Genomic DNA, 24078 nt, shown 5'->3' with positions numbered 1-24078 from the left:
CTCAGAAGATCGTCGTGAACGTACCCATCAGGGCCGACTCGGTGTAGGGCTCGGTGGTGCTGCTGAAGCGCGCGTGCCGGCCCAGGAGCGAGAAACTGGCGCGCGTGTTGAGCTGCGTGGACCAGGTGGCCGTCATCGAGCGCAATTTGGTTTCGACGGCATCGCCTGAAGCCTGGCGTTGCATGAACCCGAGCGTGAGCGTGGACAGGGGCGTGAGCCGGTGCGCCAGCGTGAGCGAGTAGCCGCGCTGGCGAACGTTGCTGAAGGAGGAGAACACGTCGGTCCCGGCAACCAGGCTACTGATGCGGCGGGCGTCGCTTTGCTGCAGCGCGAACGCAATGGTGTCGCGCGGCAGCAGCCAGGCGAAGGCGAGCTGCTGCTGGCGGTTCACGGTCACGCCCGAGCTCAGGAACGACTGCAGCTCATCGGGGCTGGCGTTGATGCCGCGCTCGCGCAGCGCGGCTTGCACCAGCACGTCACGCTGGCTGTCCGGCACGCCGGAGAACTGCTGACTGAACACGTCGTACCAGGTGCCCTGCGTGACCGTGCTGGGCTGCCCCACGCCGTTGGAGAGGCTGCGCACGTCGGAGAAGGACAGCACCGCGCGCGGCAGCCGGTAGAGGAAGCCGACGTTGTGCGCGGTGCCGAAGAAGCGCCGCTCCACCTCGGCGCTCAGCTGAGTGCGCTCGCTAGGTATCCAGCTCAGGCGCAGGCCGCGGGTGACGTGGCTCTCCTTGGTCGTGGAGATGATGTCGGTGGACTCCCAGCCGACGATCGCGCCGGCGCTGAGTTCGTGGTTGACGCGGTAGTCCAGCACGCCGCGCAGGCTGTCCTCCGCGGTGCTGCGCCCGCCGTTGAAGCGCCGCGCGACGTGGGCGGCCTGCAGCGACCAGCGCAGCGCCGTGAGCGCCTCGCCGTTGCCCAGGCGCGCCTGCGCGCTCGTGGACGAGAAGTTCGACACGCTGGAGGACGTGGCGTGGCTGGCCTGGTAGCCCAGGCTCGCGTCCCACTGGGCCACGTCGCCGAGCCGGCCCTGCACGCGCGGCGTCAGGCTCAAGGTACGCACCTCGGTGCGGTTGTCGCGGCCGACCTGGGGATCGACGGACTGCGCGTCCAGCGGGTTGACCGACTGCTGCGAGATCACGGCCTGCGCGTCGAGGTAGGCACGCTGCTCCAGCAACTCGGCCGTGGCGTTGGCCGCGAGCGCGTTGCGCAGGTCGGTGTCGCCGCTGCGCGCGTAGGTCAGCGTGTTGAGCGAATAGTCCACGAAGCCCCGCACGCGGCCGGCGCGGCTGACCCAGCGCAACCCGGGCGACAGCCGCGTGATGGCATCGGCACGCTTGTCCGTCGTGGCGAGGTCCACGTTGTCGGTGAAGGTCTGCATCGCCCCCAGCCGCAGCTCCAGCGGCGGGGCGCTGAGCGTGTTCTGCGGCTCCTCCTGCGCCGCCTGCGGCGCCGGCGCAAGCTGCTGCTGCTGCATCGTCTGCTGCGCCCAGGCGGGCACGGCCGCCAGCGTCAGCAGTCCCAGCGCGGGCCAGGCCGCGCGGCACGGCGCCCGTGGGGGCCTCATCGGCACGAGTTCCCGCGGCGCGTGCGCGCCTCAGCCCGGTTGCTGCTCAGCCTGCTCTTCCCCATAGCCATAGCCGTATTTGTGTCCCGTTGAGTAGGTATCGAACTTGGAGCTGCGAGCCTGGTTGAGCAGCAGCAGCTTGACGGGACAGAACTCGATGGTGTCGAGCGCAGCCCGCACGTCCGACTGGCTGGTGTGTCCGGCCCGCACCACCATGATGACCTGGCCCATGTGGCTGGCCAGGGCGCGGGCCTCGGTGGTCAGCAGCAGCGGCGGCGAGTCGAAGATGATGATGCGGTCGTCGTAGCGCTGCGCCACTTCCTGCAGCAGCGAGTGCATGCCGTCGCTGGCGAGCACCTCCGTGGCGCGGTCGTGCAGCGTGCCGGCGGACAGCAGCGTGAGCTTGTCGATGTTGGTGCGCAGCAGCACCTCGGGCATGGTGGCACGCCCTTCGAGCACGTCCAGCAGCCCCGGCCCCGGCGCCAGGCCCAGCGTCTTGAGCACCGAGGGCCGGCCGACGTCGGCATCCACCAGCATCACCGTGGTGTCGAGCTCGGCGGCGATGCTCAGCGCCAGGTTGACCGAGGTGAAAGTCTTGCCCTCGCCCGGCAGCGCGCTGGTGACCATGATGCGGTTGCCGTGCGCCACCGGTGCGGCCCCCTTGCCCAGCGCGTTGGCGATCAGCGGCCGCTTGATGACGCGGTACTGGTCCGCGATGCGGCTGCGCGGTGCGCCGGGCGTGACGAAGTTGGCCGCCGCCAGCCGCCGCAAGTCCAGCTCCACGCGGCGCGAGGTCGCCGTCATGGGACGCGGGGTCGCCACCGTGCCCACGCCATGGCCGTACATGGGCATGGGCATGGGCGGGGGGTAGCCCTGGTCGGGCTGGAAGCCCGCGGCCGCCTGGGACTGCGCCTCGTACGGGAAGCCCGTGGACAGCGGCGGCTGCGGCTCCGAGGGATGCAGCTCCGGCCCGTAGCCGGAAGCGAAGGGCGTGGACGGCTGCGGCGGGAACGGCGGCGGCAACTCCGCCTGGAACGGCGGGGGCAGCTCGGGTTGGAACGGCGGGGGCAGTTCCGGCGAGAGCTCCGGCGGCAGCGGCGGCACGTAGGCCGGGGGCAGATCGGCGGAGAAGTCGGGCGGCAGCAGCGGCAGGGCGTCGCGCAGCTGCTGCTGCGGCGGCGCCGCCTCGACGCCAGCGTCGGCCGGTGCGCGGGCCGGGGCCGGCGCCAGACCCGCGTTGCGCAGTTGGGCCAGTCGCGCGGCGGCTTGTTCGATCAAGGTGCTCATGCCGTCATTTCATCGACTTGAGCGCGGTCAGCGCCATGGCCGCCATCAACAGGACCAGCAGGCTGCCCAGGGCGCCGAGGAAGCGCATGCGATCGACGCGTTCCTGGCGTATCTGCGTGTCCGTCATCACCAGCGTGACCACGCCCAGCAACGGCAGCTCCAGCTTCCTGCGCAGCTCACCGCCCTGGTAGAAGACCGGGCGCAGGTGGCTCAGGGCGAAGGTCACGGCCACGCCCAGGCCCAGCGCCGCCACCAGCACCACCGGCAGCAGCAGCAGCCGGTTGGGCGCGGAGGGCTTGGAAGGCACGCGCGGCGGGTCCACGAGCCGGAACTCGGCCACGCCCGCGTCCTCGAGCTGTCCGGAGATGGTGGCCGACTCGCGCCGGGACACGAGCATCTCGTAGTTCTTCTTGTGGATGTCGTAGTCGCGGTTGAGCTGCGCGGCTTCGGCCTCCAGCGCCGGCGCGCTCTTGAGCGCCTCGCGCGCGGCGGCGTAGCGGGTGCTGTACTCCTCCACGCGCGCGCGCAGCGAGGCTACCTGCACCTCGCTGGTGGCCAGCAGCCGCGTGATCTCCTGGTAGGCCAGGTTGGTGTTGCCGGCGCCGCTGAGCACCGCGCCGCTGGAGGCGGTGCGCCGCAGCTCCTCCACCTCGCGCTGCTTCTGCTCCTCCAGCTCCTTGAGCAGCCGCCGTGTCGCCAGCACCTCGGGGTGCTGGTCGGTGAAGCGCTGCAGCAGCCCGTCGAGGTGGCGGCGCTGCGCGTCCAGGCGCGCGTCGATCTCGGGCGTGGACACGGGCATCGGGACGTCCGACGCCACGCCTGCCGCCGAGGTGGTGCCGCCCAGGCTCTTGGCGCCCGCCAGCTGCGCGCGGGCCGCGTCGCGCGCGGTCTCGGCCTCGCGCAACTGCAGCTTGGCCTCCTCCAGCTGCGCGCCCATGTTGCCCAGCCGCGAGGTGATGTCCGTGCCGTCGCCGGACTGCAGCTCGATGTTGCGCAGCCGGAATTCCTTGAGCCGCGACTCGGCCTCCTCCAGCTTGGCGCGGTAGGTCTTGATCTGCTCGTCCAGGAACTGCTTGGCGGAGTTGGTGTCCTGGCGGCTGGCGCCCAGGCTCGATTCCACGAAGATCGACACCAGCGACTGGATCACGCGGCGCGCCTTCTCCGGGTTGGAATCCAGGTAGCTCAGCGTGTAGAAGTTGTCGCGCCCCACGCTCTTGATCGAGAGCTTGCGCGTGAGCGACTCGATCAGCGCCTCCTGCTCGGCGCTGGTGGCGTTCTTGAGGTCGAGGTTGGCCATGTGGATGAGCTTTTCCACGTTGGGCCGGCTGATGAGCGTGCGGCTCAGCATCTGCAGCTGCTGGTCCACGTTGGGCTGCACCGCGAGGCCGGACATGAGCGGGCGCAGGATGGACTGGGTATCGACGTAGATGCGCGCCGTGGCCTCGTAGCGGTCGGGCATGCGCCACACCACCACCCCGCCGATCACCGCCACGGCCCAGGCCACGATGAGCCCATGCCAGCGGAAGCGCCACATGCCGCGCGCGATACCAGACAGCTGCTCCAGCAGCTCTTCCATCAGGATTCCTTCCAAGACTCCGTTGGGGCCCGCTCACCCGGACCCCAGCCGCCCGCGGCAGTCCTGCGCTGCCGACGGCGGTCAGAAATAACTCTGGGGGATGATCAGGATGTCGCCCGGGCGCATCTCGACGTTGGCCGAAATGTCTCCCCGGTTGATCAGGTCCTTCAGACGCACCGAGTACTGCTTGTTGCCCTCGGAGGTCCGCAGGATCGTGGCGCTGTTGCCGGCGGCGAAGTCCGTGAGGCCGCCCACGGCGATCATCACGTCCAGCAGCGTCATCTTCTGCTTGTAGGGCAGGAACTGCGGCTTGGCCGCCTGCCCCACCACGCGCACCTGCTCGCTGTAGGGCCCGACGAAGTTGGTGACGATCACCGTCACCACCGGATCGCGCACGTACTTGCCCAGTGCCTGCTCCAGCTCGCGCGCGAGCTGCTGCGGGTTCTTGCCCTGGGCCACCAACTCGTCCACCAGCGGCGTGGCGAGCTTGCCGTCCGGGCGCACCGGCACTTGCATCGACAGCTCGGGGTTGCGCGAAACGATGATGTTCAACGAATCGCCCGGGCCAATGATGTAGGAATAGTCGTCGCTGGCGGCCAGCGGCGGCGCCGGGGGAAAGTCCGGCGTGCTGGAACAGGCCCCCAGCAACGCCAACGCGACAGCGGCCAACAGGCCGCGACCAGAACGCGCGCTCAGATTCGAAATCGTGTTCAAGCTCTCCTCCTGCTCGTGCCGCCCACCACCCATGGACCCCCGTCCAAGGACACCGTGATCCAAATGACGCTGATCAGGGTCATCATTCAGAGGACCAGCAATTTCTACAATTTTGCAAGATTTATCAGTGATAAATTCCTGGAGATCCCCAAGCAACGCCCTGAATGGGTGGCTGAGACCCGTGAAGCTGGCAACTTTGCACAGCGCGCCGGACTGAAATTGAATCTCCGCGGCTGAGCCAGCGAATTCAAGTGGCATCTGCTGAAGCTGGATGCCAAACTGCGCCATGTGAGAATTCACTGCGCTGGATACGAAATGTACTAGCAAAACGCGCACGTCCTGCGCAGCCTAAGGCCCTGGAGCCGGGCTGTGTCAGGGCCGTGGCAGCTGGAGCGGCGTCGGCGTGCAATGCGGCACGAAGCCACCACGGGCGTGGCGCGGGCCCGCATACAGCACCGAATCCAGCCGAGTACTGACTCAGCTCAAATAACACCGTGCTTGCGCACGGGCCGGCGACGGCCGCAGGCAAGTATTCCATTCGAATTCCTGGGGGAAGTAATGAAGGTACTGGTCACCGGCGCTGCCGGCTTCATCGGCATGGCCACGGCGCTGCGGCTGCTGGAGCGCGGCGACGAGGTCGTGGGCGTGGACAACCTCAACGATTACTACGACGTCAACCTGAAGCTGGCCCGGCTGCGGCAACTCCAGCCGCACGCGGGCTTTCGCTTCCTCAAGCTCGACATCGCCGACCGCGCCGGCATGGACGCGCTGTTCAAGGCCGAGCGCTTCGACCGCGTGGTCCACCTGGCGGCGCAGGCCGGCGTGCGCTACTCGCTGCTCAACCCCAACGCCTACGTTGACAGCAACCTCGTGGGCTTCGTCAACGTGCTCGAAGGCTGCCGCCATACGCAGGTGCAGCACCTGGTCTACGCCTCCAGCTCCAGCGTCTACGGCGGCAACGTGAAGATGCCCTTCTCCGAGTCCGACGGCGTGGACCATCCGGTGAGCCTGTACGCGGCGACCAAGAAGGCCAACGAGCTCATGGCCCACACCTACAGCCACCTCTACAAGCTGCCGACCACCGGGCTGCGCTTCTTCACGGTGTACGGCCCCTGGGGCCGGCCCGACATGGCGCCCATCCTCTTCACCAAGGCCATCCTGGAGAACCGCCCCATCGACGTGTTCAACCACGGCCAGATGCGGCGCGACTTCACCTACGTGGACGACATCGTCGAGGGCGTGATCCGGGTGCTGGACCGCACCGCCACGCCCGACCAGGGCTTCGATCCGCACGCACCCGATCCCGGCCGCAGCCACGCGCCGTACCGCGTCTTCAACATCGGCAACAACGAGCCCGTGCCGCTGATGGAGTTCATCGAGTGCATCGAGCAGGCGCTGGGGCGCCAGGCCGAAAAGCGCATGCTGCCGATGCAGAACGGCGACGTGCCAGCCACCTACGCCGACGTGGACGCGCTCAAGTCCTGGGTGGGCTTCGCGCCGCGCACGGGCATCCGCGAAGGCGTGGCGCGCTTCGTCGCCTGGTACCGCGCCCACTACGGCGTCTGAGCCTCCGCCGGCCGCTCCTTCAGCACCCCAACTCAGCGCCCGACCTTGATGCCCAGGCGGTTGATCAGGTCGTACAGCGTGGGACGGCTCACGCCCAGCAACTCCGCCGCGCGGGCCAGGTTGCCGTCGCAACGTGCCAGCGCCGTCACCGCCGCGGCGCGCTCGGCGCGATCGCGCACGGTGCGCAGGTCCAGGACCTCGGGCTCCCCGGCGCCCTGCCCGCCGCCGGCGCCGGGCAGGCCCAGATCCTCCACCGTGACCACCTGGCCGTCGGCCATGATCGCGGCGCGGCGCACCACGTTGATGAGCTCGCGCACGTTGCCCGGCCAGGCGTGGGCCTCGATGGCGCGCAGCGCCTCGTCCGTGAAGCGCAGCGTGCGGCGCTGCTCCTCGGCGAAGCGGCGCAGGAAGGCATGCGCCAGCAGCACCGCGTCGCCGCAGCGCTGGCGCAGCGGCGGGATCTGCACCACGATCTCCGAGAGCCGGTAGTACAGGTCCTCGCGGAAGCGGCCCTCGCGGATGAGCGCCTGCAGGTCCTGGTGCGTCGCGCAGACGATGCGCGCGTCGATGGGAATCTCCTGGCGCCCGCCGATGCGCTCGATGGTGCGCTCCTGCAGGAAACGCAGCAGCTTGGCCTGCAGCGGGTGCGGCAGGTCGCCGATCTCGTCGAGCATCAGCGTGCCGCCATGGGCAGTCTCGATGCGGCCCACGGTGGTCTTGGTGGCGCCGGTGAAGGCGCCGCGTTCGAAGCCGAAGAGCTCGCTCTCCAGCAGCGCCTCGGGAATGGCCGCGCAGTTGATGGCCACGAAGCGGCCGCTGCGCTTGGACGCCGCGTGCAGCGCCTGCGCCAGCACCTCCTTGCCGGTGCCGCTCTCGCCCAGCAGCATCACCGTGGCGCTGCTGGAGGCCACCCGCTCGATGGTGCGGCACTGGCGCAACAGTCCCTCGTCGCGCGTGATCACGCCGTGCGTGGCATCGCTCTGGCTGAGCGTGCGCAGCCGCGCGTTCTCGGCCTGCAGCGTGTAGAGCCGGTAGGCGCGCTCCACGATCAGCCCCAGCACGTCCGGGTCGAAAGGCTTCTCCAGGAAGTCGTAGGCGCCGAGCTCGATGGCGCGCAGGGCGTTGGAGCGGCCGTTCTGCCCGGTGATGACGATGACCTTGATCAGCGGGTCGATCTCCAGCAGTTGGTCCAGCAGCTTGAAGCCCTCGGACACCGAGTCCGGATCCGGCGGCAGGCCCAGGTCCATGGTCACCACCGCCGGGCGGTGGCGGCGACACTGGCGCAGCGCGCTCTCGCGGTCGCCCGCCTCGACGCTGGCATAGCCGTCCAGCGACCACTTGATCTGCTTTTGCAGCGCCACATCGTCCTCGACGATGAGCAGCGGGGGATTGGAAGTCGTCATGCGGAACCAGCCATGAACGCGTCGGCGGGACGCTCGGTTTCGAACAGGGGAATCTGCATCGTGACCACCGTGCCGCGCCCGGGCTCGCTGTGCACCGAGATGCCCCCGCCGAGCTCGCGCAGATACTGCGCGCTCTCGTAGGCCCCGATGCCCATGCCGCCGGACTTGGTCGTGCTGAAGGGTTTGAACAGGCGGTTGGCGATGAAGTCCGCCGTCATGCCGCAGCCGTCGTCGCCGACGGTGATGCGCGCCTGCCCCACGGCGCGCTCCACGCGCAGCCACACGCGCTTGTCCGCGGGCGTGGCGTCCAGGGCATTCTGTACTACGTGGCCCACCACGCGCTCCAGCCGCTGCTCGTGACCGCGCGCCATCACCGGCTGCGCCACCTCCACGTCCAGCGTGCGCCCGCGCGATTGCGCGCCGTGCTGCAACCGCTGCGCCAGCGCGGCCAGGTCCACGCCGTGGCGTCCGCCGGCCGGGGCCTCGCCCTCGCGCAGCTGCAGCATGAGCTGGCGCATCTTCTCCAGCGCGTTGTCCACCGTGGCCAGCATGTCCTGCTGGAACTCCGGGTTGTGCTGCAGCCGCTTGGCGTTCTTCATCATCAGCGACAGCTGCGTCACGACGTTCTTGAGGTCGTGCACCACGAAGGCCGACATGCGGTTGAAGGCCTCGAACTTGCGGGCCTCCAGCAGCGCCTCGGCGGCGCGCATGCGCGCCAGGAAGATGCCGGCCTGGCGTCCGCCGGTCTTGAGCAGGTCGCGCACCTCCCAGTTCAGCGGCAGCGGCGTGCGCGGATGCGCCAGCACCACGAAGCCGATGAACTCGTGCGCCACCGGCAGCGGCACCACCGCCCAGGCCGTGGCATCCGAGGCCAGCCACGCCGGCATCGCCAGGCCGTCGTAGCGTTCCGGGCTCTCGCGCAGCTCCCGCACGTTCACGAGCCAGTCGCGCTCGCGCATGAAGTTGACGAAAGCGGAGTCGGCCGCCTCGCGCGCCGACACGCGCGGGCTGTTCCAGTGTGCGGCCGCAACGAAGTGCGTGCCGTCGGCCGCCGCGGTCCACAGCGTGCCGCCCGGGCTCTCCACCATGTTGGCCAGCGCGCGCACGACCTGGCTGCCGAACTCGCCGTCGCCGGGGTTACCCGACAGCGCCACCGTGAAGCGCAGCCACTCGGTGCGGTAGTCGTAGTGGTAGCGGAAGAAATGCTTGCCCACGAACACGCGCAGGTGCGCGCGCACCGCGCCCGAGCTCAGCGCCAGCGCCAGCGCCGCCAGCGCCGCCACGCCAAAGCCCACCTGCAGCGCCTGGCCCCAGTCGCCGCCGAACTCGCGCACGTAGTAGCCGGCGCCGGAGATGATCAGCAGGTAGCTGCCCACCAGCAGCAGCGTCAGCGTGTGGAACGCCATCTGGTGCGACAGCTGCAGCGGGCGCGAGCGCAGCGCATGGCGGCGCAGCGCCACCATCAGCGCGGGCACCGCCAGCGAGTGCACCGCCGCGCGCACCACCAGCGTGTGCGGCTTGGACTGGCCGAACAGCACGCCGTGGGAGTGGAGGTACAGGTCGAACGCGAACACGCAGCCCAGGCCGATGCACATCGGCTTGGCTGCCCACAACAGATCCTCGGGCGCGTTGCGGTAGAGCTGCTCCAGCAGCAACAGCCCCAGCACCGGCAGCCCCAGGGCCACGCTGGAGGCCAGGTTCGGCAGTGGCTGCCCGACCAGCGCCAGCAGCGGCAACAGCGCCGCCAGCAGCACCAGCACGCGCGCGAACTCGCGCAGCCAGCGCCGCGGCTGCGCCATCAGCACCAGCAGCACGAACCAGGCGCCGTAGCGCGCCGCGTCCAGCACCAGCGCCGCACCGATCCAGCCTGGTTGCGGATGCAACTGAGTCGCCAACGCCACGCCGGCCCAGGCCGCCGTGCACAGCAGCGCGGCGCGCAGCGCGCGCGCCACCGGCGTGCCGCGCTCGACCGCGGCCGTGGCCCGGTCCAGCCTCGCACCCAGCCACAGGTGCGCGACGGCGGCCAATGCATAGCTCCCGATCGCGACCTGTCCGAAGCTCAAGGCCACGGCGGTGCCGTCCTAGCAAACGCGGCGCGCATGGCGGGGATGAGCCGGACTTCTAGCGAGCACCCTTGCCCGTGAGCACCACGCCCACCGTTTCGGCCAGCACCAGCAGATCCAGCATCAGGTTGTGGTTCTTGATGTAGTAGAGGTCGTACTGCAGCTTCTGCAGCGAGTCCTCCACCGTCGCGCCGTAGGGATAGCGCACCTGCGCCCAGCCGGTGACGCCCGGCTTGATGCTGTGGCGCAGCGCGTAGTAGGGCAGCTCGCGCGTGAGCTGCTCGACGAAGAACGGCCGCTCGGGACGGGGCCCGATGATGCTCATGTCGCCCAGCAGCACGTTGAAGATCTGCGGCAACTCGTCGATGCGCAGCCGCCGGATGATGCGGCCCACGCGCGTGACGCGGTCGTCGTTGGACGTGGCCCAGCGCGGGCGCCCGTCCTTCTCGGCATCGGTGCGCATGCTGCGGAACTTGATGACGTCGAAATGGCGTCCGTTGAGACCCACGCGCTGCTGCCGGTAGAGCACCGGGCCCGGGCTCTCCAGCTTGATCAGCAGCGCCGTCACCAGCATCACCGGCGCCGACACCAGCAGCAGCAGCCCGGCGCTGGCCAGGTCGCACAACCGCTTCACGCCCCGGCGCAGCACGCCCTGGTCGAAGCCGCTGCCGAACACCAGCAGCGCCGGCTCGATGCAGTCCACGCGCAGTTGGCCCACCGTCCGCTCGAAGTAGCCGGCGAGGTCCAGCACGCGCACGCCCTGCGTGCGGCACGCCAGCAACTGGTCCATCGGAATGCCGGCGCCGCGCCGCTCGTCCGGAGCCACGATGAGTTCGCGCACCTTCAGGCGCTGCGTGAGCTGCCCCAGCGGTTCCTGGTTGGAGAGCAGCTTCTGCATGGGCACCACCGGCGCATGCACGTGCTCGTTGGCGGTCGGGTAGAAGCCCACCAGCTCGGCGCCGTTGTCGCCCTCCATCACCAGCTTGCCCACCATGGCCGCGCGCTCGCCCGCACCCAGGATGAGCACGCGCGGCCGCAGCCGGGCCGGCAGCACGGCATGCGTGGCCCACACCCGGTGGCTCACCACCACCGCCGTGCCCAGGAAAGCGGCCATCGGCAGTGCGCCGGCCGGCAGCACGCTGACAGGCAACAGGTACCCCACCAGGAAGGCCAGCGGCAACACCAGCAGCACGCACACCACGGCGCGGAGGCAGGACTGGGCCAGCGAGCGCTTGTGCGCCGGCTCGTAGAAGCCCGAGGCGGTGGTGATCACGCACAGGAACGCCGCCAGCGACAGCCCCTGCGCCGCCACGCCGGGCATCAGCGTGGATACGGCCTCGCCTTGAGTGAGGCCGAACAGGACCACGACCGCCGCGAGCACAACAAAGTCAAAACCGACCTGGAACAACACCCGCTGGTGTACGTGATGCTTGTAAACGCTGATCACCATCCCCCCTTGCCGTCCCACGGGACGAAATCAACCCGGCCCTTCGTGGCTTCGGACAGCACATGCGCATGCATCGTCAGAACCGGTTCCTCATTGAGGCTCGTCATGCCTCTCCCTGACGGCTTCCAAGAACTTGTTCACACCAGCGGTGGAAATCCCGTCCCTTGGGCGGCCACACTTGTAGCAGGGCGCTACGCAGTCACCCCAAGAACCGAAACAGGTCGATACAGATTATGCGGTTGCAAAAACCCGGATTCCGCTGCCGCATCCCCCCAAACTCGTGACAGACGTTTGAGAGCCAAAAGGTTTCGAACGCAGGCAGCGTCCGCAAGGACGGTTCACGGCGGAGACAGCTCCGGCCCCAGCCGGGGCCACCCTGGTGGGCTGGGCGGGGATCATGGGTGCGGTTTATGCACCGCACAACGGATGCGAGCGAGGCAAGCCGCCGAGCGTGCGATACGTCACGGCATCGGCAGCCCCGGGCACCCGCGCGGGGGCGGCGGGCGGCGGGGCTCATGGGAATCCCACGAAGCTTGCAGACATCCCAGACCCGTTCGGGCTGAGCTTGTCGAAGCCCCTGCGGCGATATCCGAGTGCCTGCCCTTCGACAGGCTCAGGGCGAACGGAAACGGATCGCCCGGCTACCAAGTGGAAGCCTAGTCGTCGAGGCCCAGATCCTGGATCTTGCGGGTGATGGTGTTGCGCCCGATGCCCAGCTTGTGCGCGGCCTCGATGCGCCGACCGCGCGTGAGCTCCAGCGCGGTGTGGATCAGCCGGCCTTCGAACTGCCGGGTGAGCGTGTCCCAGACCTCGGGCGAGCCGGCTTCGAGCATGCCCCGCGCCTGGCGTTCCAGGTCGCGCAGCCAGTCGGCGTCCAGAGGTGCCGCGGCGAGGCTGGCCGGGGCCGCTTCCGCGAAAGGCAGCGACGGTGCTTCGGGCTGCGGCATGCCGGTGGCCGGTGCGGCGACGGGCACGGGCGCGTCGTAGCCCGGGGGGGCGCCGCCCATGAACTCCGGCGGCAGGTCCTTGGGCTCGATCACCTGTGCCGGCGCCATCACGGTGAGCCAGTGGCAGATGTTCTCCAACTGCCGCACGTTGCCGGGAAAGTCGAAGGCCGCCAGGCGCTGCAGCGCCGCGTCGGTGATGCGCTTGGGCTCCACGCCGAGTTCGCGCGCGCTCTTGGACAGGAAGAAGCGCGCCAGCGCCGGCACGTCCTCGCGCCGCTCGCGCAGCGGCGGCAGGCGCAGCCGGATGACGTTGAGGCGGTGGAACAAGTCCTCGCGGAACACGCCGTCCTTCACCCGCTGCTCCAGATGCTGGTGCGTGGCGGCGATCACGCGCACGTTGCTCTTGAGCGGCTGGTGGCCGCCCACGCGGTAGAACTGCCCGTCCGAGAGCACGCGCAGCAGCCGCGTCTGCAGGTCGAAGGGCATGTCGCCGATCTCGTCGAGGAACAGCGTGCCGCCGTCGGCCTGTTCGAAACGGCCGCGGCGCATGCTCTGCGCGCCGGTGAAGGCGCCGCGCTCGTGGCCGAAGAGCTCGGACTCCAGCAGATCCTTGGGAATGGCCGCGGTGTTGATGGCCACGAAGGGGCCGTTGCCGCGCGGGCTGTGCTTGTGCAGCGCCCGGGCCACGAGTTCCTTGCCCGAGCCGCTCTCGCCGGTGATGAGCACCGTGACGTTGCTCTGCGACAGCCGCCCGATGGCGCGGAACACGTCCTGCATCGCCGGCGCCTGGCCCAGCATCTCGGGCATCTGCGCCATGCGCTCGCCCTGCACCTGCTCGCGCAGGCTCTCCTCCACCGCGCGGCGGATGAGCTCCACCGCCTTGGTCACGTCGAAGGGCTTCGGAAGGTATTCGAAGGCACCGCCCTGGAAGGCCGAGACGGCACTGTCCAGGTCGGAATAGGCGGTCATCACGATCACCGGCAGCCCGGGCAGGCGCTGCTTGACCTTGGCCAGCAGGTCCAGGCCGGAGCCGCCGGGCATGCGGATGTCGCTCACCAGCACCTGCGGCTCGTCGTCGTCCAGCGCCGCCAGCACGTCGCGCGGGTTGCCGAAGCTGCGCACCTGGAACTGCTCGCGCGCCAGCGCCTTTTCGAGCACGAAGCGGATGGATTGATCGTCGTCTACGACCCAGATCGGTTTCATGCTTGAGCGCTTACCTCTGTCAGGGTAATGGAATCAGGATTTTGAAAACGGTTTGGCCCGGCGTGCTGTCGCATTCGATGGTGCCCTGGTGCTGTTGCACGAAGGTCTGCGCCAGCGTCAGCCCCAAGCCCGACCCGCCCTCGCGCCCCGACACCAGCGGGTAGAAGATGCGATCGCGGATCGACTCGGGAACGCCCGGGCCGTTGTCCTCGATATGCAATTCCAATGCCAGTCTGTAGCGCGTCTTGCCGATCGTGACCTGCCGCGTCACGCGCGTGCGCAGCACGATGCAGGCATCGCCGTCGGCGATGCGCTGCGTCAGCGCCTGCGCCGCGTTATGCGCGATGTTGAGCACGGCCTGGATGAGCTGCTCGCGGTCGCCGCGGAACTCGGGCAGCGAGGTGTCGTAGTCGCGCTGCACCGACAGCCCGCGCGGGAACTCGGCCAGGATCAGCGCCCTCACCCGCTCGCACACCTCGTGGATGTTGACGTCGCCCACCACGTGCGGCTTGCGGTGTGGCGCCAGCAGCCGGTCCACCAGCGCCTGCAGCCGGTCGGCCTCCTGCACGATCACCTGCGTGTACTCGGTCAGCTCCCTGGACTGCAGCTCCATCTGCAGCAGCTGCGCCGCGCCGCGGATGCCGCCCAGTGGGTTCTTGATCTCGTGCGCGAGGTTGCGGATGAGCTCCTTGTTGGCCTGCGCCTGGTCCAGCGCGCGCTCCTCGCGGTCCTGGCGCGTCTGCTGCTCGATCTCGATCATCTCCACGATCACGCGATCAGGGCTGTCGGTCTGGTTGACGATCACGTGCACCGGCAGCGCCTCGGGCTGCGCCCCCGGCAGCCGCCGCAGCTGCGCGTCGAAGCGGCCGCTGGAGTAGTCGTTGCGCGCCACCGCCGCCAGCGTCTCCTGCAGCTGGCGCGGCAGCACGAACCACTGCGGCAGGTTGCCGCCCACCAGGCTGCGCCGCGACAGGCCGATCTGGTCCTCGAAGGCCGCGTTGACGAACAGGCATTGGCCCTGCGGCGAAACCACCGCCACCAGCGTGGCGAGCAGGTCGAAGTTGTCGTAGTTGGGCGACGAGGGACGAAGGAGCTTCATGGGCGGGTGAGTCTGGCGAGCTCGCGCTGCAGCGCGGCGATGTCGGCGCTGCTGCGCTCGATGGAGGCCTTGAGCGCCGCCACGCGGTCGAGGTAGCGCTGGTAGTTGCGTTCATCGCCCCGCCGTTCGGGGCGGCCGTCGTTGTACTCGGCCAGCAGTTGCTGCAGCCGCGCCTGCTCGCGCTGCAGCTCGGTCTGCAGGATGGCGCGCGCATCGTTGTCGCGCGCGCGCTGCTGCGCGTCAGCGCCCCGCTCGCCGCCGCGTGGCACCGACGCCGCCACCGCTGCGGCGGACACGGACTCGGCTGGGGCCGCGCGTGCCGGCGCGCCGGCGCCGCGCGAGCGTGGCCCCTGGGGCACTGTCACGGGCACGGCCAGCATGGCCTGGCAATCGAAGCCCCGTTCACGCGCCTGCCGCGCGCCCGCGGCGTCGGTGAAGAGCTGGGGCTGGCCGGGCTTGGCGCACTGGTAGACCGTGCCGTCCTGCGCCTGCGCCTGCGCCTGCACCTGCGCCGCCGCGCCGGCCAGCAGCAGCGTCACGAGCGCCCTGGGGCTGATGTGCTTCATGCGCTTGGATCGTTTTGTCTCGTCCCGAGGATTGTGTCAAAGCGCGTTGGCGCGGCGACGAGCGCCATGGAAACGAAAAAGGGACGGCCCACGGGCCGTCCCTTGCTGCGCTAGAGCCCTCGCGGGATCACAGGGCGTAGTACATGTCGAACTCGACCGGGTGCGTGGCCATGCGGAAGCGCGTGACTTCCTGCATCTTCAGGTCGATGTAGGCGTCGATGTACGCGTCCGTGAACACGCCGCCCTTGGTCAGGAAGGCGCGGTCCTTGTCCAGCGCTTCCAGGGCCTGGTCCAGGCTGTGGCAGACGGTCGGGATCTTCGCGTCCTCTTCCGGCGGCAGGTGGTACAGGTCCTTGGTGGCGGCCTCGCCCGGGTGGATCTTGTTCTCCACGCCGTCCAGGCCGGCCATCAGCAGCGCGGCGAAGCCCAGGTACGGGTTCATCAGGGGATCCGGGAAGCGGGCTTCCACGCGACGGCCCTTCGGGTTGGCCACGTACGGGATGCGGATCGAGGCCGAGCGGTTCTTGGCCGAGTAGGCCAGCTTCACCGGGGCTTCGAAGCCGGGCACCAGGCGCTTGTAGCTGTTGGTGCCGGGGTTGGTGATCGCGTTCAGGGCACGGGCGTGCTTGATGATGCCGCCGATGTAGTACAGGGCGAAGTCCGACAGGCCCGCGTAGCCGTCACCGGCGAACAGGTTCTTGCCGTCCTTCCACACCGACTGGTGCACGTGCATGCCACTGCCGTTGTCGCCAACGATGGGCTTGGGCATGAACGTGGCGGTCTTGCCGTAGGCGGCCGCGACGTTGTGGATCACGTACTTCTGCAGCTGCGTCCAGTCGGCGCGCTCGATCAGCGTGCTGAACTTGGTGCCGATTTCCATCTGGCCGGCGTTGGCCACTTCGTGGTGGTGCACTTCCACCGGAATGCCCAGCTGCTCCAGCAGCAGGCACATTTCCGAGCGCAGGTCCTGGCCCGAATCGACCGGGGGCACCGGGAAGTAGCCGCCCTTGACGGCGGGACGGAAGCCGGAGTTGCCGTGCTCGTACTCCTTGCCGGTGTTCCAGGCGGCTTCCTCGCTCTCGATCTTGGAGAAGCAGCCCGACATGTCGATGTTCCAGCGCACGCTGTCGAACACGAAGAACTCGGGCTCCGGACCGAAGTAGGCGGTGTCGCCCAGGCCGGAGGCGCGCATGTAGGCCTCGGCACGCTTGGCCAGCGAGCGCGGATCGCGCTCATAGGGCTTGCCGTCGGCCGGGTCGATGACGTCGCAGGTCAGGATCAGCGTCGGCTCTTCGAAGAACGGGTCGATGTTGGCCGTGTTCGGATCCGGCATCAGCAGCATGTCGGAGGCTTCGATGCCCTTCCAGCCAGCGATGGACGAGCCGTCGAAGGCGTGGCCCGACTGGAACTTGTCTTCATCGAAATGGGAGACAGGCACCGAAACGTGCTGCTCCTTGCCGCGGGTGTCGGTGAAGCGGAAGTCGACGAATTTGACTTCGTTCTCCTTCACCATCTTCATCACGTCGGCGACGGTCTTGGCCATCAAAAATCTCCTAGCGGGTGCTGTGCGAGTCGGTTGATACAGCTGATTCAAACAAAGGCCCGGTGCGGTGCCGGGCCTTCGAGAGAGCACTGGAATCTAGCAGAAAGCATGCCGATTTCATCGATCTGCACTGTGCGCTGCGTCAACCCGGGGCAGCCCGAGGAGAAACAGGTCACGAGGGCCCTTTCGCACGCACCATTCGAATGCATTTTGGCGCACCTATTTGGTGAAATGACAATCCTGCTAGCGCACCATTTCGGGGCCGAATTGCACCTGCAACCGGGCCAGTCCGGCGCGCAGGTCTTCGAAGGCGGCATCGGCCGCCGCCGCCGGGCCCTTGACGCCCAGCTCCACGTGGCGGCCCCACTGCGGATGGTCGACGCTGGGCAGGCTGAACACGCGCACCTGCACATGCGCCGCCTCAACGGCCTCCATCAGCGGCGTGAGCGTGGCCTCCAGCGCGCCCATGACGATGAAGGAGCGCTCGCGCTGGCGCTGCGTGCCCTGCAGCGCCGCGTAGCGGGTGTCGAGCAGCCACTCCATCATCGGATGCGCCATCACCGGGAAGCCCGGCAGGAAGTGCACCTCGCCCACGCTGAAGCCCGGAATGCGGTTGTAGGGGTTGGGCACGATCGCCGCGCCGCGCGGGAACTCGCCCATGTGCAGCCGCCGCCGGTTGTCCGGGCTGTCCGGGTCGAAGGCGACGCCCTTCTCCGCCGCCATGTCGCGCATGCGCTGCGTGATCAGCTCCCGCGCCTCGGGATGCAGCTCCAGCGGCACGCCCAGCGCCGACGCCGCCGCCTGGCGCGTGTGGTCGTCCGGCGTGGCGCCGATGCCGCCGCAGCTGAACACCGCGTCGCCGCTGCGGAAGGCCTCGCGCAGCGCGGCGGCGATCTGCTCGCGCTCGTCGCCCAGGTAGCGCGCCCACGACAGCCGCAGCCCGCGCGCGGCCAGCAGTTCGATGGCCTTGGCCAAGTGCCTGTCCTGGCGCTTGCCGGACAGGATCTCGTCGCCGATGACGATCAATCCGAAGTTCATGCCTGAGGATCCCGGGGAAGTTGCAGCGTGGATGCCGGCGCCGGCATCTCGATGATCTCGCCGCCCGGCGGCGCCGCGCTGGCCATGGCCTCCTCTCGCGCGCGCAGCCGCTGCAGCGCCATCAGCGAAAAGTGGGCGAACCACAGGGAGGAGAAGACGAACACCAGCGTGTACAGCCACACCGAGGCCACCACCAGCACCGGCGCCAGGATCAGCACCGCCGCGCCGAAGGCCCACAGCAGCGAGGGCGCCGCGCCCAGGTAGCCGCTGACCACGCCCATGGCCAGCAAGGCCCAGCGCTGCTCGCGCAGGATGAGCCGCCGCTCCTCGCGCGTGGCGTGATCGGAGAGCACGTCGAAAGCCACCATCTGGTAGGTCAGCCAGCCCCAGATCAGCGGCGGCAGCACCAGCACCAGCGGCGGCACCAGCCACAGCGGCACCGACAGCGCCAGCGCCAGCAGCGCCAGCAGCGAACAGCCGACCGACCAGGCCACGCTGTGCCAGAAGCCCGCGCCGTGCCGCCGCTCCAGCGCCGGAAAGCGGCGCCGCGCCACCATGGCCGTGAGCGCCGGCGTGGCCAGCACCGACACCAGGAGCAGCGACAGCACCACCAGCACCGGCACCGCCAGCGACACCACCAGCAGCGGCGCGATCACGGAGCGCAGGCTCTGCCCGCCCATGGCGTCGAGCCAGCCCAGCATCGCCGCGGTGAGCGACCAGCGGTCGAGCGTCTCGCGCACGCCGTCCACCGCGCTTTCCCAGTACAGCCAGCCCAGGCCCAGCGCCAGCGCCGCGGCGATGAGCAGCGGCGCCAGCGTCAGCAGCATCACCCGCGGGTGCAGGCAGTAGGCGCTGGCGCGCCAAAAGGCGTCCAAAAGGTCTTTCAAGGGGCGCATGAATCTCCCAGGGACTCCCGGCCGTCAAAGGCCCGGCGTCTCATTCCAGTTCGTGAGTGAAGTATTCCGTTCGCCCTGAAGTATCGAAGGGTGAACGGCCCCCGCCGTAACGCCGCCATCCGAGCCTGGTGGATTCGGCCTTTACCTCAGTCCGAACGGGTCATTTCACAAGCAATGAAAAACTGGAATCAGGCACGCCCGGCCAGCCGCTTGAGGCCCAGCCACTGCTGGGCCCAGAAGCCGCGCCCCCAGTCGCGCCCGTCCTCGGGCAGCCCGGTGGGCACATAGAGGTCGCCAAAGTACGCGGTGCCGAACAGCCGGTCCCAGACCGGGAACAGCACCGAGAAATTGTCGCCGCCCGGGCGGCCATGGCCGTCCTCGACCTCACCATCGCCGGTGCGGTGGTGCCAGCGGTGGTAGCGCGGGCTCACCAGCCAGCGCTCCAGCGGGCCGAAGGACAGCCGCAGGTTGGCGTGCGCCAAGCTCTCCAGCAGCTGCGTGAAGGCCACCACCGCCACGAACTGCCCCGGCGGGATGCCCACCAGCAGGCCCACGACCACCAGCGCGCTGTCGCGGATCACGTCGTCCAGCAAATGGTTGCGGTTGTCGCTCCACAGCGTCATCTGGCGCTGGCTGTGGTGCAGTCCGTGCAGCGCCCACCACCAGCGCCAGCGGTGCTGGCCGCGGTGCAGCAGGTAGTCCACGAAGTCGAACAGCAGCAGGTACAGCACGAAGCTCACCAGCGCGACGTCGGTCACGCCCGGCCACAGCGTGTCGAGGTGGAAGGTCGGTAGCCCCGCCACGCGCAACCGACCGATGAGCGAGTCCCACAGCGGATCGAGCGTGAAGAACAGCGCCACGCGGAACAGCCCCAGGCGGTGGATCAGCGTGTAGAGCACGTCCACCCGCACCGCGGCGCGGTCCGTCACCGGCTCCACCGGACGCCAGCGCTCCAGCGCGCGCAGCAGCGTGAGCATCAGCGCGATCTGCACCAGCCCCACCAGCAGCCAGCCGGTGGCGACGAAGGCGTCCTCCATCACGCTGGCCAGGCCCAGCTCGAACAGCAGCGGCTGCACCACCTGCTCGAACAGCTGCTGCTGCGCCTGGGCGAAGAGATCAACGAACCATTGCATGCGTCTTCAACGTCCGGCCGTCGCGGCCGTGTACCGGGGATGTTCGCGCAGCGTGGCGAAGCACAAGCCGCGCTGCTTGAGGCCTTCGATCAGCGGCTCCAGCACCGCCGGCGCCCAGGGATCCTTGCGCGACCAGATGCCCAGGTGCGCCAGCAGGATGTCGCCGGCGCGGATGTCGCGCACTGCCTGCGCCAGCAGCTTGTCGTTCGGGTAGCGCTCGCTGGGCAGCTCGTCGCCCAGGAAGCCTGCCGGCGCCCAGCCCACGTGCGTGAAGCCGCAGCGCTGCGCCGCCGCCAGCAGCGCCGGCGAGGTCTTGCCGCCCGGCGCGCGGAACAGCGGCAGCATCTTCTGCCCCGTCATGGCCTCGAAGCGCCGCGCGGGCTTCTTCAGCTCCTCGCAGTAGCCGGCCTCGTCCAGCGCGTAGCGCTGGCCGGCGCGCGGCCCGGCCGTGGGCTGCACGCGGAACTGCCCTCCTTCGTCGCCGCGCCACACCACGTGGCTCCAGGTGTGCGAGCCGAAGGCATGGCCCTCGGCGGCGCGAGCGCGCCACCACGGCGCCCACTGCTCGTCGAGGCTGCTGCCGCCGTCGAGCGTGCGCTCGTCGGCCAGGAAGAACGTGGCCTTCACCTGCTGGCGCTGCAGCACCTGCGCCACCAGCGGCGCCACGCCCATGTGGCCGGTGTCAAAGGTGAGATAGACCGGCTTGTCGCAGGCCGCCGCCGCGGCCCCGCAGGCCAGCAGCAGCGAAAGCGTCAGGGCCTCAGCGGCGCGAGGCATGGTCCAGCGTCCAGATGCCGTGCGGCGAGCGCCCCACGGCCACCTGCTGCACCACCTGCTTCTTCTCCGTGTCGATCACCGTGACCTTGCGCGCCCAGCGCGAGGACACCAGCAGCGTCTTGCCGTCGGAGAGCAGCTCCATGCAGTCGGGGCCGCCCGGCGCCGGGTAGTTCGCCACCACCGCCAGCGCCTGCGTGTCGATCAGGCTGATGGTGTTGGCCACGCGGTTGGAGACGAAGAGGTGCTTGCCGTCGCCGCGCGCGCGGAAGGCGTGCGCGCCCTTGCCGGTGGGGATGCGCTTGATCAGCTTCGGCGCCACGCCGCTGACGTCGTAGGCCTCGACCACCTCGTCACCGGTCAGCCCCACCAGCAGCGTGCGGTCGTCGGGCGTGAGGTACACGTCCGCGGGCATCTTGCCCACCGGGATGCGCCAGCGCGGCGCCTGCGTGCGCAGGTCGATGGCGATGAGCTCGTCGCTGTCCTGCAGCGAGCCGTAGACCACGCTGGAGCGGGTGTCGATGGCCAGGTGGCTGGGCGTCTTGCCCGCCGGCACGCGCTTGGCCAGCTGCAGCGGCTGGGCCTGGTTGGCGGGGTCCCAGCGGTAGATGTCGATGTGGTCGAGCCGGTTGGCCGCGGTCACGAACCACTTCATGTCGGGCGAGAAGCGCAGGTGGTACGGGTCGGTGATGCCGGTGACCGTGCGCTGCACCTGCGCCGTCTTCGGGTCGATGAAGGTCAGCGAGTCGGCCAGCGCGTTGGCCACGATCACCGACTTCTCGTCCGGCGTCAGGTACAGGTGGTGCGGCTCCTTGCCGGTGGGAATGAGCACCTTGGGCTGCAGGGTGGCGCGGTCCAGGACGCTGACGTTGGCGTCCTGCGAATTCAGCACGAACACCGGTGGCAGCGGCGCCGCCGCCTGGGCACCCACCTGCGCCGACGCCCAGGAAGCGGCCGCCAGGAAAAACACACCGGCGCCGGCGCGCGCCACCTTCGTCAACAGCTTCATGGGTCCACCACCTCTTGCGGGGCGCCAGTGTAGTCACGCACCCCCGGCCCGGCGCCGCGGCGGGATGCCCAAAAGTTGACCTCTGTCACGCTGCCGCAAGGCGCGTCGCGTCGCGGCCCGCCGAACCCGCGAAAGCGTCAGTCGTCGCCACCGCTGCCGCCGAAGAGGCCGCCCAGCAGGCCCGCGCCGGCGGCCATGGGCAGGATCGAGCCCTCGTCGCGCCCGCCGCCGCCGGTTTGCGGCGCCGCGGCGAACACGCGCGAGGCCAGGCGCGAGAAAGGCAGGCTCTGCAGCCACACCGTGCCCGGGCCGGTGACGCGGGCGAAGAACAGGCCCTCGCCGCCGAACAGCGCCGTCTTGATCTTGCCGACGTACTGGATCTCGAAGTTCACGTTGGGCGTCATCGCCACCACGCAGCCGGTGTCGATGAGCAGCGTCTGCCCGGGCTGCAGTTCGCGCCGCACCACGGTGCCGCCGGCATGCACGAAGGCCAGGCCGTCGCCGTCCAGGCGCTGCATGATGAAACCCTCGCCGCCGAAGAAGCCCACCGAGAGCTTCTGCTGCAGGTAGACGCCCAGCGAGACGCCGCGCGCGGCGCACAGGAACGCGTCCTTCTGGCAGACCAGCGTGCCGCCGAGCTGGCGCAGGTCCATCGGCAGGATCTTGCCCGGGTACGGCGCGGCGAAGGCCACGCGCTGCTTGCCGTGGGCCTGGTTGGTGTAGACCGTGGTGAACAGCGACTCGCCCGTGATGAGCCGCTTGCCCGCGCCCAGCAGCTTGCCGAACAGGCCGCCGCCGCCCTGGCGCGCGCCGTCGCCGAAGACGGTGTCCATGGCGATGCCGCCGTCCATGAACATCAGGCTGCCGGCCTCGCCCACCGCGGCTTCGCCCGGATCCAGCTCGATCTCGACGAACTGCATTTCCGAGCCCTTGATTTCGTAATCGACGACGTCCATGGCCATGGAGAGAACCCCTGCGTGTTGAAAGCGCGGCGATGGTAACCAACCCCCCCAGCAACGGAGGCGCTGTATCCATGCGTCAGCCGAACCCGCGCGCCGATGCACGCGGTTGCACGTACCACGCGGCCACTGGGGACAGTCGCAGGCTGGCCGGACCCGGGAAGCGGGCGGCTGGTGCAAGGCTGACGATGCAACCTGACCTTCCCACGCTGCTCCTGGCTGATCTGGTGCTCACCGCCGGCGTGGCGCTGCTGCTGGCGCTCTGGGGCCTGCTGCGCACCGTGCCGCGCGGCCATTGGGGCTGGGTCGCGGCGCCGGCGCTGGCCGCCGCGGGCGCGGGGCTGCAGCTCGCCGGCGCCAACTCTCCGCTGCTGCGCGGGCTGGGCGTGTGGCTGCTGGCGCTGTGGCCGCTGGCAGCCCTGCAGGGCCTGCGGCGCTTCGAGGCGCGCTGGCGCCTGCCCGGCAGCGCCGGCGCCGATGCCCTGCTGGCCGGCCTGGCCGCACTGTGGGCGCTGGGCCTGGAACTGCAGGACGACACCCAGCGCGACGCGCACGCGGCCCTGCTGTCGGCCGTGCTGCAAGCCTGCGTGGGCGCGCTGCTGGGACGCGCGCAAGCGCACCGCCTCAGTGCCGCGCTGCGCATCTCGGCACTGGCTCTGGGCAGCGGCGCGCTGCTGCAGGCCCTGGCGGCCTGGCTCGCGCTGCGCGCCCAGACCTGGGCCACACCGGCCGCGCTGCTGCTCAACGCACTGCTGGCGGTGGCCGCCAGCGGCGTGGCGCCGCTGCTGGCCCAGGAGCGCGCCGAGAACGCGCTGCGCGAGTCGCGCCGGCGGCTGCGCCTGCTGGGCCGCAGCGAGTTGCTGGACCCGGGCAGCACGCATTTCGACGTGCTGGCGCGGCGGGTGCTGCGGCGCGAGATGCGCGCCTCGGCGGTGCTGCTGTTCGACATCCACCCCGCCGGCCGCGCCGATTTGGATCCGTCCCGCTCGCGCACCCGCGAGCGCCTGGTGGCGCACGGCGTGCACGCCACGCTGCGCGGCCACGACATCGCCGGCCGCCACGGCACGGCCTTCGTGCTGCTGCTGCCCGGTACCTCGCTGCGCAACGCCATGGCCGCCGCCGCGCGCATCGCCGCGCGCGTGCAGGCGCTGGCGCGGCTGGAGCCCTCCGTCACGCTGAACCTAAGCTTCGGCGTGGGCGAACTGCGCGCGGGCGAGGCGCTGGCGCAGGGGCTGGAGCGCGCGCGGCTGGCGCTGGCCGAGGCACGCCGCCAGGGGCCCGGGCG

General features: G+C 69.7%; 20 protein-coding genes. 3 read left to right on the top strand and 17 right to left on the bottom strand.

Annotated features, from left to right (window positions below; translation table 11 throughout):
- Position 1: 1 nt before the first annotated feature.
- From Q0741_RS17015 to Q0741_RS17000, 4 genes are all read right to left on the bottom strand, one after another.
- The gene (locus Q0741_RS17015; RefSeq protein ID WP_298234386.1) at positions 2-1570 is read right to left on the bottom strand and encodes a TIGR03016 family PEP-CTERM system-associated outer membrane protein; all 1569 of its coding nucleotides are present in this window, start codon (positions 1568-1570) and stop codon (positions 2-4) included.
- A gap of 30 nt (positions 1571-1600) precedes the next feature.
- The gene (locus tag Q0741_RS28900; RefSeq protein WP_367184128.1) at positions 1601-2857 is read right to left on the bottom strand and encodes an XrtA-associated tyrosine autokinase; all 1257 of its coding nucleotides are present in this window, start codon (positions 2855-2857) and stop codon (positions 1601-1603) included.
- A gap of 4 nt (positions 2858-2861) precedes the next feature.
- Complete coding sequence (locus tag Q0741_RS17005; protein WP_298234385.1) at positions 2862-4433, bottom strand: XrtA system polysaccharide chain length determinant; 1572 nt, start codon at positions 4431-4433, stop codon at positions 2862-2864.
- Between the two features lie 81 nt (positions 4434-4514).
- Positions 4515-5138, bottom strand: a complete 624-nt coding sequence (locus Q0741_RS17000; RefSeq protein WP_298234393.1) for an XrtA/PEP-CTERM system exopolysaccharide export protein — start codon at positions 5136-5138, stop codon at positions 4515-4517.
- Between the two features lie 72 nt (positions 5139-5210).
- Here Q0741_RS17000 and Q0741_RS16995 point away from each other — a divergent pair, with 72 nt between their 5' ends.
- Both Q0741_RS16995 and Q0741_RS16990 read left to right on the top strand, forming a co-directional pair.
- Positions 5211-5384 (top strand): hypothetical protein, encoded by a 174-nt coding sequence (locus Q0741_RS16995; protein WP_298234384.1) that lies wholly within the window; start codon positions 5211-5213, stop codon positions 5382-5384.
- 321 nt (positions 5385-5705) lie between these two features.
- Positions 5706-6713: an NAD-dependent epimerase gene (locus Q0741_RS16990; RefSeq protein ID WP_298234383.1), complete on the top strand. Its 1008-nt coding sequence runs from the start codon at positions 5706-5708 to the stop codon at positions 6711-6713.
- Positions 6714-6745: 32 nt separating this feature from the next.
- Here the strand turns inward: Q0741_RS16990 and prsR are convergent, their stop codons facing one another.
- The 13 genes from prsR to Q0741_RS16925 all read right to left on the bottom strand — a co-directional run bounded on the left by prsR (position 6746) and on the right by Q0741_RS16925 (position 22796).
- Complete coding sequence (prsR, locus tag Q0741_RS16985) at positions 6746-8116, bottom strand: PEP-CTERM-box response regulator transcription factor (RefSeq protein ID WP_298234382.1); 1371 nt, start codon at positions 8114-8116, stop codon at positions 6746-6748.
- On the bottom strand, positions 8113-10185 hold the full coding sequence (gene prsK / locus Q0741_RS16980) for an XrtA/PEP-CTERM system histidine kinase PrsK (RefSeq protein ID WP_298234381.1): 2073 nt from the start codon (positions 10183-10185) through the stop codon (positions 8113-8115). The genes prsR and prsK overlap by 4 nt, the downstream gene beginning before the upstream one ends.
- Positions 10186-10237: 52 nt before the next feature.
- Positions 10238-11629: a TIGR03013 family XrtA/PEP-CTERM system glycosyltransferase gene (locus tag Q0741_RS16975; RefSeq protein WP_298234380.1), complete on the bottom strand. Its 1392-nt coding sequence runs from the start codon at positions 11627-11629 to the stop codon at positions 10238-10240.
- 653 nt (positions 11630-12282) lie between these two features.
- Positions 12283-13776, bottom strand: a complete 1494-nt coding sequence (ntrC, locus tag Q0741_RS16970) for a nitrogen regulation protein NR(I) (RefSeq protein WP_298234379.1) — start codon at positions 13774-13776, stop codon at positions 12283-12285.
- A 19-nt stretch (positions 13777-13795) separates the two neighbouring features.
- Positions 13796-14875: a nitrogen regulation protein NR(II) gene (gene glnL / locus Q0741_RS16965; RefSeq protein WP_298234378.1), complete on the bottom strand. Its 1080-nt coding sequence runs from the start codon at positions 14873-14875 to the stop codon at positions 13796-13798.
- Positions 14872-15441: a hypothetical protein gene (locus tag Q0741_RS16960; RefSeq protein WP_298234377.1), complete on the bottom strand. Its 570-nt coding sequence runs from the start codon at positions 15439-15441 to the stop codon at positions 14872-14874. Before Q0741_RS16960 ends, glnL begins: the two co-directional genes overlap by 4 nt.
- A gap of 127 nt (positions 15442-15568) precedes the next feature.
- Complete coding sequence (gene glnA / locus Q0741_RS16955; RefSeq protein WP_298234376.1) at positions 15569-16984, bottom strand: type I glutamate--ammonia ligase; 1416 nt, start codon at positions 16982-16984, stop codon at positions 15569-15571.
- Positions 16985-17227: 243 nt separating this feature from the next.
- A complete protein-coding gene (locus Q0741_RS16950) occupies positions 17228-18022 on the bottom strand; it encodes a molybdopterin-binding protein (RefSeq protein WP_298234375.1) in 795 nt (264 codons plus the stop codon).
- Complete coding sequence (locus Q0741_RS16945) at positions 18019-18909, bottom strand: EI24 domain-containing protein (protein ID WP_298234374.1); 891 nt, start codon at positions 18907-18909, stop codon at positions 18019-18021. The genes Q0741_RS16950 and Q0741_RS16945 overlap by 4 nt, the downstream gene beginning before the upstream one ends.
- A 197-nt stretch (positions 18910-19106) precedes the next feature.
- Positions 19107-20051: a sterol desaturase family protein gene (locus Q0741_RS16940; protein WP_298234373.1), complete on the bottom strand. Its 945-nt coding sequence runs from the start codon at positions 20049-20051 to the stop codon at positions 19107-19109.
- Between the two features lie 6 nt (positions 20052-20057).
- Positions 20058-20828 carry a polysaccharide deacetylase family protein gene (locus Q0741_RS16935; protein ID WP_298234372.1) on the bottom strand — a complete coding sequence of 257 codons (771 nt, stop codon included), beginning with the start codon at positions 20826-20828 and terminating at the stop codon, positions 20058-20060.
- The gene (locus Q0741_RS16930; protein WP_298234371.1) at positions 20812-21834 is read right to left on the bottom strand and encodes a YncE family protein; all 1023 of its coding nucleotides are present in this window, start codon (positions 21832-21834) and stop codon (positions 20812-20814) included. The genes Q0741_RS16935 and Q0741_RS16930 overlap by 17 nt, the downstream gene beginning before the upstream one ends.
- Before the next feature lie 137 nt (positions 21835-21971).
- Positions 21972-22796 (bottom strand): TIGR00266 family protein, encoded by an 825-nt coding sequence (locus Q0741_RS16925; protein ID WP_298234370.1) that lies wholly within the window; start codon positions 22794-22796, stop codon positions 21972-21974.
- Positions 22797-22981: 185 nt separating this feature from the next.
- Between Q0741_RS16925 and Q0741_RS16920 the strand changes: the two genes are divergently transcribed.
- On the top strand, positions 22982-24078 hold a 1097-nt coding region (locus tag Q0741_RS16920; protein ID WP_298234369.1), incomplete at its 3' end, for a diguanylate cyclase.

Origin of the sequence: uncultured Azohydromonas sp., assembly GCF_937926365.1 — a bacterium.
Lineage (GTDB): Bacteria > Pseudomonadota > Gammaproteobacteria > Burkholderiales > Burkholderiaceae_C > Azohydromonas.
This window is presented reverse-complemented; position numbering and strand designations above follow the sequence as displayed.